Source organism: Streptomyces sp. NPDC051907 (assembly GCF_040681075.1).
Taxonomy (GTDB): domain Bacteria; phylum Actinomycetota; class Actinomycetes; order Streptomycetales; family Streptomycetaceae; genus Streptomyces.
The window spans coordinates 1-8,740 of sequence record NZ_JBFAYB010000171.1 but is presented as its reverse complement, the minus strand read 5'-3'; the positions used below and the strand labels follow the sequence as shown (position 1 = coordinate 8,740).

Sequence of the window (8,740 nt, the reverse complement as noted above, 5' to 3'; positions counted from 1 at the left end):
GCGGCCAGGGTGCGGGAGTCGTCGCGTATCTGTGCGTTGAGGGCGGCGACGTCGACGAGGTCGTAGGACTGCCGAGGGGTCTCCCAGCGAGCCAGACGCGATCACATACGAGAGCGCGCCCGACGGGGAGGGGGTCGGTGGGCTGGTGCGCACGGCCGTCGGCGGCGCGGCGACGGGGGCGGCCAGGGGCTTAGGCGCCGGGAGCGTGCTCGGGGGCGGGGGCGGGAGCGCGGCGGGCAACGCGACCGGAGGCGGGGCTGGGAGCGCGATCCGGGCCGGCGCTCGGCCCGGGGTCGGGCCCCAGGGATCCGGGTCCGGGTCCGGCGGGAGTCCGGCGGTCGGGCCTCAGGGATCCGGGTCCGGTGGGAGCGGGACGGGCGGAGGCGGTGCGCGGACGCCCGGGACCGTCAGTGGGCAGAGCCGGAGAGCTGAAGGCCGATGACCCCGATGATCACCAGCGAGATCGAGATGATCTTGAGGGCGGAGACCAGGTCGCCCAGGAAGACCATTCCATAGATCGCGGTTCCGGCGGCCCCGATGCCCGTCCACACGGCGTAGGCGGGGCCGACGTCCAGCTTCCGCAGGGCGAGCGTCAGCAGGCCGAAGCTGCCCAGTGCGAATGCCGCGAAGGCGACCGTCGGCCAGAGTCTGGTGAAGCCGTGCGACAGCTTGAGGCAGACCGCGAAGCCCGTTTCGAGAAGTCCGGCGACCACCACGAGCAGCCACGCCATTGTCTGGTCCTCCCGCGTCGATCGGTGACTGCGACGTCCGACTTGGTGCCTATTGGGGTATCTGTCTGACTTTGTGCCGTCTGACTTGGTGCGATTATGCACTTACCAATGGGCAGGGACCGCAAACGTGCGCGAGTCAGTCGCCCTCGCGTCGCTCGCGGGTGGCGAGCAGTCGCCGCAGCGAGTAGAGCCGCGCGGGATCCGCGTGCCCCTCGGCGGCCCAGTCGTCGAGCGCGCAGTCCGGCTCGTCATGGCTGCAGGCGCGCGGACAGCCCTCTGTGCCCGGTACGAGATCGGGGAAGGCCAGGATCACCCGGGACGGGTCGACGTGGTGCAGACCGAAGGAGCGCACGCCCGGAGTGTCGATCACCCAGCCGCCCTCCTCGCCCGCGAGCGGCAGGGCGAGCGCGGACGTAGTGGTGTGCCGGCCGCGGCCGGTGACCGCGTTGACGACGCCGGTGATACGGCGGCGCTCCTTGGGGACCAGAGCGTTGACCAGGGTCGTCTTGCCGACGCCGGAGTGCCCGACGAAGGCGGTGGTCCGGCCCTGGAGATGCTCGTGGACCCGGTCGGCCGCCACCCCGTCGACGAACTCGTCCCGGGTGGTGACCACATGGGGGACGCCGAGCGCCCCGTACATCTCCAGCAGCTCGTCCGGCTTGGCCAGGTCCGACTTGGTCAGTACGAGCAGGGGTTCGAGACCGCCGTCGTACGCGGCGACGAGGCAGCGGTCGATCAGCCGCGGGCGCGGCTCCGGGTCGGCCAGGGCCGTGACGATCGCCAGCTGGTCGGCGTTGGCGACGACCACGCGCTCGAACGGGTCGTCGTCGTCGGCCGTGCGGCGCAGCACGGACGTGCGCTCCTCGATGCGGACGATGCGGGCGAGCGTGTCCTTGTCCCCGGAGAGGTCGCCGACGATGCCGACCCGGTCTCCGACCACCGCGGCCTTGCGGCCCAGCTCGCGCGCCTTCATCGCCGTCACGACGCGGTCGTCGACGAGGCAGGTGAGCCGCCCTCGGTCGACGGTGAGGACCATGCCCTGGACCGCGTCCTCGTGCTTGGGGCGGATGTTGGTCCGGGGGCGGTTGCCCTTGCGGTTGGGGCGGACGCGGATGTCGTCCTCGTCGGGGTTCTTGCCATAGCGCCGCATGTCCTCAGGCCCCGAGCATTCCGGCCCACATCTGCGGGAAGTCGGGAAGGGTCTTCGCGGTCGTCGCGACGTTCTCGATCTCCACGCCCTTGACCGCCAGGCCGATGATCGCGCCGGCCGTGGCCATCCGGTGGTCGTCGTACGTGTGGAACACGCCGCCGTGCAGCGGGCGCGGGCGGATGTGGAGGCCGTCCTCGGTCTCCGTGACGTCGCCGCCGAGCTCGTTGATCTCCTTGGTGAGAGCGGCCAGCCGGTCCGTCTCGTGGAGGCGGAGGTGGGCGACGCCGCGCAGCGTGGAGGGCGAGTCGGCGAGCGCGGCGACGGCCGCGATGCCGGGCGTGAGCTCGCCGACCTCGCTGAGGTCGACGTCGATGCCGTGGACGCGGCCGGAGCCGGTGAACGTCAGACCGGACTCGGTCAGCTCGCAGGAGCCGCCCATCTCGGTGAAGATCTGGCGCAGCGCGTCACCGGGCTGGGTGGTGCGCTCCGGCCAGTCGGGGACGGTGACCCGGCCGCCGGTGACGAGCGCGGCGGCGAGGAACGGCTGGGCGTTGGAGAGGTCGGGCTCGATCGTGAGGTCGCGGCCGAGCAGCGCGGAGGGGGAGACCCGCCACACGTTGGGCTCGCCGCCGGTCTCCGGCTCGTCGACCTGCGCGCCGACGGCGCGGAGCATGTCGACGGTCATCCGGATGTGCGGCATGGAGGGCAGCTTGCCGCCGACGTGCCGTACCTCGACGCCCTGGTTGAAGCGGGGGGCGGACAGCAGCAGGGCGCTGACGAACTGGGACGAGGAGGAGGCGTCGATCGCCACCGGGCCGCCGTCCAGCGCGCCGCCGCCGTGCACGGTCATCGGGAGCGCGCCGCGGCCGTCGTCGTCGATCCGGGCGCCGAGGACGCGCAGCGCGTCGATCACGCCGTTGAGCGGGCGCTCGTAGGAGCGGGGGTCGCCGTCGAAGCGGACCGGGCCGTCGGCGAGGGCGGCGACGGGGGGCAGGAACCGCATCACCGTGCCGGCGTTGCCGACGTCGACGGAGGCGGGGCCGTGCAGGCCGGACGGGATGACGCGCCAGGCCTCGCCCGCGCCGTCGGGGTCCCCGGCGACGGAGGAGCTGGAGGACAGCGTCTCCTCGATGCCGACGCCGAGGGACCGCAGCGCCTCGGCCATCAGCAGGGTGTCGCGGGAGCGCAGCGGCCGGCGCAGCCAGCCGGGCTCGGCGGCGAGGGCGGCCAGGACCAGTGCGCGATTGGTGACGGATTTGGATCCGGGCACGGTGACCGTCGCTTCGACGGCTCCGGTCGCGTAGGGGGCGGGCCAGAGGACGGGGTGCACGGAGCTCTCGGTCATGGCCATCACTTTAGTGGTTCGCCGGAGGCCCGGATCTTGATCGAATAGGCCGAAATCGGTGCGTAACAGGGGAGTGATAGAAGCCTGGCCCGTTCGACGGCGCCTTGTCTGCTGGCAGGGGTCCCACCGGGGTCTCAGCGGGGGCTCACTCGGGCGTCGTCTCACCGGGGCGTCTCACAGGCCGAGCAGCCAGCGGCCGCCGCCGATCAGGGAGCAGAGCGAGACCGCGTGGAAGAGGAACAGCCATAGAGCGGGCGCCACATGGGTCAGCCGGGCGAGCTGGTCGGCGTCGGAGTCGGGGGCCCCGCCGCGGCGGCGCTTGGACTGGAGCTCGAAGGGCGGCCGTACGCCGCCGAGCAGCAGGAACCAGACGGCGGCGTACGCGAACGCGGCCTGGACCTCGGGCTCGGTCAGCCAGGAGACCAGCAGGAACGCGGCGCCGGTGACGATCACGGTGAGCGCGCCGTAAGCGTTGCGGATCATCACCAGCATGGCGATCAGGAGCGCGGTGGCCACCCAGAGGAGCAGCGTGATGTGGTGCGCGGCCAGCAGCCAGGCGCCGCCGAGGCCGAGCAGCGAGGGGGCGGTGTAGCCGGCCGCGGCGGTCAGGATCATGCCGATGCCGGTGGGCCTGCCGCGGCTGACGGTCAGACCGCTTGTGTCGGAGTGCAGCCGGATGCCGTCGAGGCGGCGGCCGGTGAGCAGGGCGACGAGGCCGTGGCCGCCCTCGTGGGCGATGGTGATCGCGTTGCGGGACAGCCGCCACAGGGAGTGCGGGACGACGAGGACGAGGGCGACGACGCCGGCGGCGACGACCAGCCATTCGTCGGGGGCCGGCTGGGATCCGAGGAGACGGTCCCAGAGGTCGCCTATGGAGGCGCTGCTGAGGGTGTTGGCGTGATCAGTGCTGACCATTTCTCGGGCGGCTCCTCAGGCGGCGGGCGGGAGTGGCAGTGTGGCACTTATGTGCGGACGGTATGCAGCGAGTCGTAGGCCCGAGGATCTCGCAGGAGTCTTCGAGGTCGAGAAGTGGGAGCCGGAGGAGACGCTGGCGCCCGATTGGAACGTCGCCCCCACCAAGGAGGTCTACGCGATTCTCGAGCGCCCTCTGAAAGACGCCGAGGACCGGCGTCCGGTTCGGCAGCTGCGGGCGCTGAAGTGGGGCCTCGTGCCCTCGTGGTCGAAGACGCCCGAGGGCGGGGCGCGGATGATCAACGCGCGGGCGGAGACGGTGCACGAGAAGCCGTCGTTCCGCAAGCCCCTGCTGGCGCGGCGCTGCATCCTGCCGGCGGACGGCTATTACGAGTGGGTGACCGGGGCGGGGGAGCGGGAGCTGGAGGTCGAGGGCAAGAAGAAGCGCCCTCGCAAGCAGCCGTACTTCGTGACCCCGGCGGACGGATCGGTGTTCGCTATGGCGGGCCTGTACGAGTTCTGGCGGGACAGGACGCTGCCGGACGGGCATCCGCAGGCGTGGTGGGCGACCTGCTCGGTGATCACGACGGAGGCGGAGCAGGGGCCGCTGGGCGTCGCGCCGGCGGAGGGGCCGCGGTCGCTGTCGGACATCCACCCGCGGATGCCGCTGATGCTCACACAGGACCGGTGGGACGCGTGGCTGGACCCGGCGCGGTCGGAGCTGGAGGAGGTCCGCGGGCTGCTGGAGCCGCCGCCGGGCGGGCTGATGAGGGCCTACCCGGTGACGACGGCGGTGAGCAACGTGCGCAACAACGGGCCGGAGCTGCTGGAGGAGCTGGAGGCGCCCGAGGTCGGGACGCTGTTCTAGCCGTCGGTCTCGACGCTGTTCGAGCCGCCGCTCTATAGGCCACGCCCAGCCGCCGCCCTATAGGCCACGCCTGGCCGTCGCTCTATAGATCGCGCCCGCGTACGGGCGGGGGCCACGCCCCGCACCGGCACGACACGCACCCCGCCCCGAGGCGAAGGCGCTCCCCCGCGCCCTCTCGCGGCACCATAGAGGGCGTGAGGCCGATCGAGACCGCGAACATCGAGACCGCTGAGACCGTTGAGACGCCCGCCGGCGACGCCCGGGTGAGCTGGGCGCCGGCGGCGCGCGCGCAGGCCGTGCTGGCGCTCGGCCACGGCGCCGGGGGCGGCATCGAGGCGCGGGATCTCCAGGGCATCGCCGCCGCTCTGACCGGCGACCGCGTCACCGTCGCGCTCGTCGAGCAGCCCTGGCGCGTCGCCGGGAAGAAGGTCGCCCCCGCGCCCAAGACCCTCGACGTCGGGTGGCGGGCCGTCTGGCCCGTGCTGGAGAAGGCGGGGCTGCCCGTCGTCGCCGGCGGACGCAGCGCCGGCGCGCGCGTCGCCTGCCGGACCGCCCAGGAGCTCGGCGCCGCCGGGGTGCTCGCCCTCAGCTTCCCGCTCCATCCGCCCGGCAAGCCCGAGCGCTCCCGGGCCGACGAGCTGCTTGGCACCGGCGTTCCCACCCTCGTCGTCCAGGGCGGCAACGACCCCTTCGGGAAGCCCGAGGAGTTCCCCGAAGGGGCGTACGAGATCGTGGAAGTGCCCTACGCCGATCACGGGTTCGCCGTCCCCAAGCGCTCCGGCCTCACCGAGGCGGACGTCGTGACGCGGATCACGGACGCCGTCGGCGCCTGGATGCGCGGCCTGAGGCTGTGACGCACCGGCTCGGCGAGACACCGGCGCACCGAGGGACTCACGCCGAAGCGCCCGCGCGCCGAGGGGATCTCGCCGAAGCACCGGCGCACCGAGGGAATCTCGCCGAGACACCCGCGCAGCGCGGGAATGATGCGCGCGCACGCACTGTTGTGCGGGATGTCGAGAAGCAAACAGAGCATGGTGTAGGGAGTCCGCCGCATGGGTTCGACCATCTGCCCGAGCCGCCCCCGATCTTCGACCACGGGGAGCGCCTCGCGCGCCGCTGACCTGGAGTGGACTGTGATCCCTGGGGCAAAGGCCATGCCTATTCAAGCGGCGGACGGACCGGATCGTCGTCTATTCTCCGATTCGAGCGAGTCCGCATTCGGCCTCGCCACAGCGTTGGAGGAGGTGGGTCCGGTCACTGGGACCGACGCAGGGACCGATGACGGCCAGGCGGAGCAGCCCGAGGAGACGGCTGCCGAGCGCAACGCCCGTTTCGAACGGGACGCTCTCGGTTACCTCGACCAGCTGTACTCGGCCGCGCTGCGCATGACGCGCAACCCGGCCGACGCCGAGGACCTCGTGCAGGAGACGTTCGCGAAGGCGTACGCCTCCTTCCACCAGTTCCGCGAGGGCACGAACCTCAAGGCATGGCTCTACCGGATCCTCACGAACACCTTCATCAACTCCTACCGCAAGAAGCAGCGGGAGCCCCAGCGCAGCGCCGCCGAGGAGATCGAGGACTGGCAGCTCGCGCGCGCCGAGTCGCATATGTCGACCGGTCTGCGCTCCGCCGAGTCCCAGGCGCTCGACCACCTGCCCGACTCGGACGTGAAGGCCGCTCTGCAGGCCATCCCCGAGGAGTTCCGGATCGCGGTCTATCTGGCGGACGTCGAGGGCTTTGCGTACAAGGAGATCGCGGACATCATGGGTACTCCCATCGGTACGGTGATGTCCCGCCTGCACCGTGGCCGCCGTCAGCTGCGCGGCATGCTGGAGGACTACGCCCGTGAGCGCGGGCTCGTGCCGGCCGGTGCTGGGGAGTCGAACGAAGCGAAAGGCTCAGGCTCATGAGCTGCGGAGAGCCGCACGAGACAGACTGCTCAGAGGTCCTGGACCATCTCTACGAGTTTCTCGACCATGAGATGCCCGACGCCGACTGCACCAAGTTCGAGGTGCACTTCGAGGAGTGCTCGCCGTGCCTGGAGAAGTACGGCCTCGAGCAGGCGGTGAAGAAGCTGGTCAAGCGGTGCTGCGGGCATGACGACGTGCCCAGCGACCTGCGGGCCAAGGTCATGGGCCGCATCGATCTGATCCGGTCGGGGCAGGCCGTGCCCGACCAGGACGTGTCGGCGGCCGGCGCCGAATAGGCGTACGCGACTGCGATATTCACGCGACCGCGTATCGCGACTGCTTTTACGCGACTGCATATTGGGGGCGCGCAGCGGATTCCGCTGCGCGCCCCCATGCGTTTGTCACTCGTAGGTGCGAATAGCCCGCATACTTCCGCCGTCCCACCCTCACATCGCTAGCCTGGCGCTCGATTTGGGGAGGGTGGGAAGTGAAGGGCATACCGTCGTCGGCAGGTGCGTACGTCCTGGGCGCCGTGCTCTGCGCCGCCGTGTGCGTGCTGCCCGCCCTCCGCGGCGGGGCTCCGTGGAGCGCCGTGCTGCTGCTCGCCGTGCTGTACGCCGGATGCGAGATGCCCGCCCGCTGCCGGTATCTCGGCGGCTCGGCGCCGCCCGGCGCCGGATCGTTCTTTCCCGTGCTCCTCGCCGCCGCCTTCCTGCTGCCGCCCGCCGCGGCGGCGCTCGTCGCCGTGCCCGGCGCGCTGCTCGGGCGGGTGGAGCGGCGGCCCGCGGGCCTCCGCCGGACCTGGCGCGCGGCGCAGCTGGCGCTCGCCACCTGGGGCGCGGCCCAGACGTATCTGCTGCTGGACGGCGCACCGGCGCTGCGGGCGGCGGACTTCCCGTACGCGCTGTGGCCGGCCGCGGGCGGGGCGCTCGCCTTCTGCCTGGTGCTCACCGCCCTCGACGGCGGCATCCTGGCGACGGCGGAGCGGCTGCCCGTGCGCACCGCCTGGCGCGGGCTGCTGCTGCGCTCGCTCGCGCCGCATCTCGTGCACGGGCTCGCCGGGCTGATGATGGCGGTGCTGTGGCGCAGCCCCTACGGGCCGGTGTCGGCGCTGTTCGTGCTGCTGCCGATGTACATCTCCTGCTGGATCTTCGCGCAGTACCACCGGGAGCGGGCCGCCCATCAGGCGACCATCCGGGCGCTGGTGCAGGCCGTCGAGCTCAAGGACAAGTACACGCGCGGGCACAGCGAGCGGGTGGGTCGCGCCTCGGTGCTGATCGCGCGGGAGCTGGGCATGGCGGACGAGCGCCTGGAGGTGCTCCGGTTCGCCGGGATCCTCCACGACGTGGGCAAGCTCGGGGTGCCCACGCGCGTGCTGCGCAAGGACGGTCCGCTGACCCCCGAGGAGCGGCGGGTGATCGAGCTGCACCCGGAGTACGGGCACGAGATGGTGCGCGGGATCGGCTTCCTGGGGGAGGCGCGGGCGGCGATCCTCCACCACCACGAGCGGCTGGACGGGAGCGGGTATCCGTACGGGCTGGCGGGAGGGCAGATCCCCGAGTTCGCGCGGGTGGTCGCGGTGGCGGACGCCTTCGACGCGATGACGTCGACGCGGTCCTACCGGCGGGCGCGGCCGGTCCGCGCGGCGCTGGAGGAGCTGGACAGGTGCGCGGGCCGGCAGTTCGACCCGCACATGGTGGGGGCGCTGGTCAGAGCCCTGGAGCGGTATCGTGCATGGAGCCGGCGGCGCTGAAGGAGGCGGAGCAGGCGGCGCTCGCCGTCGCCGCGGAGCGGGCTCATCTGCTGGCGGGCCTGGCGGAGTTC

Annotated in this window: 9 protein-coding genes; 5 read left to right on the top strand and 4 right to left on the bottom strand. The window is 72.2% G+C overall.

The features are described from left to right. Positions 1 to 407 precede the first annotated feature (407 nt). The 4 genes from AB0M39_RS40435 to AB0M39_RS40420 all read right to left on the bottom strand — a co-directional run bounded on the left by AB0M39_RS40435 (position 408) and on the right by AB0M39_RS40420 (position 4,141). The gene (locus tag AB0M39_RS40435; protein ID WP_365373742.1) at positions 408 to 731 is read right to left on the bottom strand and encodes a multidrug efflux SMR transporter; all 324 of its coding nucleotides are present in this window, start codon (positions 729 to 731) and stop codon (positions 408 to 410) included. A gap of 136 nt (positions 732 to 867) precedes the next feature. Then, positions 868 to 1,881, bottom strand: coding sequence for a ribosome small subunit-dependent GTPase A (gene rsgA, locus AB0M39_RS40430; RefSeq protein ID WP_365373739.1), 1,014 nt, complete (start codon positions 1,879 to 1,881; stop codon positions 868 to 870). Positions 1,882 to 1,885: 4 nt separating this feature from the next. Then, complete coding sequence (gene aroA / locus AB0M39_RS40425; protein WP_365373737.1) at positions 1,886 to 3,226, bottom strand: 3-phosphoshikimate 1-carboxyvinyltransferase; 1,341 nt, start codon at positions 3,224 to 3,226, stop codon at positions 1,886 to 1,888. A gap of 174 nt (positions 3,227 to 3,400) precedes the next feature. Further along, complete coding sequence (locus tag AB0M39_RS40420; RefSeq protein ID WP_365373734.1) at positions 3,401 to 4,141, bottom strand: M50 family metallopeptidase; 741 nt, start codon at positions 4,139 to 4,141, stop codon at positions 3,401 to 3,403. A gap of 49 nt (positions 4,142 to 4,190) precedes the next feature. On the opposite strand from AB0M39_RS40420, the gene AB0M39_RS40415 reads away from it, so the two are divergent. From AB0M39_RS40415 to AB0M39_RS40395, 5 genes are all read left to right on the top strand, one after another. After that, positions 4,191 to 5,006 (top strand): SOS response-associated peptidase, encoded by an 816-nt coding sequence (locus AB0M39_RS40415; protein WP_365373731.1) that lies wholly within the window; start codon positions 4,191 to 4,193, stop codon positions 5,004 to 5,006. A 194-nt stretch (positions 5,007 to 5,200) separates the two neighbouring features. After that, positions 5,201 to 5,860: an alpha/beta family hydrolase gene (locus tag AB0M39_RS40410; RefSeq protein WP_365373728.1), complete on the top strand. Its 660-nt coding sequence runs from the start codon at positions 5,201 to 5,203 to the stop codon at positions 5,858 to 5,860. 390 nt (positions 5,861 to 6,250) lie between these two features. Then, positions 6,251 to 6,916 (top strand): sigma-70 family RNA polymerase sigma factor, encoded by a 666-nt coding sequence (locus AB0M39_RS40405; RefSeq protein ID WP_365373726.1) that lies wholly within the window; start codon positions 6,251 to 6,253, stop codon positions 6,914 to 6,916. Further along, on the top strand, positions 6,913 to 7,212 hold the full coding sequence (rsrA, locus tag AB0M39_RS40400; protein WP_365373724.1) for a mycothiol system anti-sigma-R factor: 300 nt from the start codon (positions 6,913 to 6,915) through the stop codon (positions 7,210 to 7,212). Before AB0M39_RS40405 ends, rsrA begins: the two co-directional genes overlap by 4 nt. A 191-nt stretch (positions 7,213 to 7,403) precedes the next feature. Next, positions 7,404 to 8,669 (top strand): HD-GYP domain-containing protein, encoded by a 1,266-nt coding sequence (locus tag AB0M39_RS40395; protein ID WP_365373721.1) that lies wholly within the window; start codon positions 7,404 to 7,406, stop codon positions 8,667 to 8,669. Positions 8,670 to 8,740: the final 71 nt, after the last annotated feature.

What these genes read in the sequence shown, in the direction of transcription:
- AB0M39_RS40435 (WP_365373742.1), bottom strand. Translation starts at nt 731, where the DNA reads ATGGCGTGGCTGCTCGTGGTGGTCGCCGGACTTCTCGAAACGGGCTTC.
- rsgA (WP_365373739.1), bottom strand. Translation starts at nt 1,881, where the DNA reads ATGCGGCGCTATGGCAAGAACCCCGACGAGGACGACATCCGCGTCCGC.
- aroA (WP_365373737.1), bottom strand. Translation starts at nt 3,226, where the DNA reads ATGACCGAGAGCTCCGTGCACCCCGTCCTCTGGCCCGCCCCCTACGCG.
- AB0M39_RS40420 (WP_365373734.1), bottom strand. Translation starts at nt 4,141, where the DNA reads ATGGTCAGCACTGATCACGCCAACACCCTCAGCAGCGCCTCCATAGGC.
- AB0M39_RS40415 (WP_365373731.1), top strand. Translation starts at nt 4,191, where the DNA reads ATGTGCGGACGGTATGCAGCGAGTCGTAGGCCCGAGGATCTCGCAGGA.
- rsrA (WP_365373724.1), top strand. Translation starts at nt 6,913, where the DNA reads ATGAGCTGCGGAGAGCCGCACGAGACAGACTGCTCAGAGGTCCTGGAC.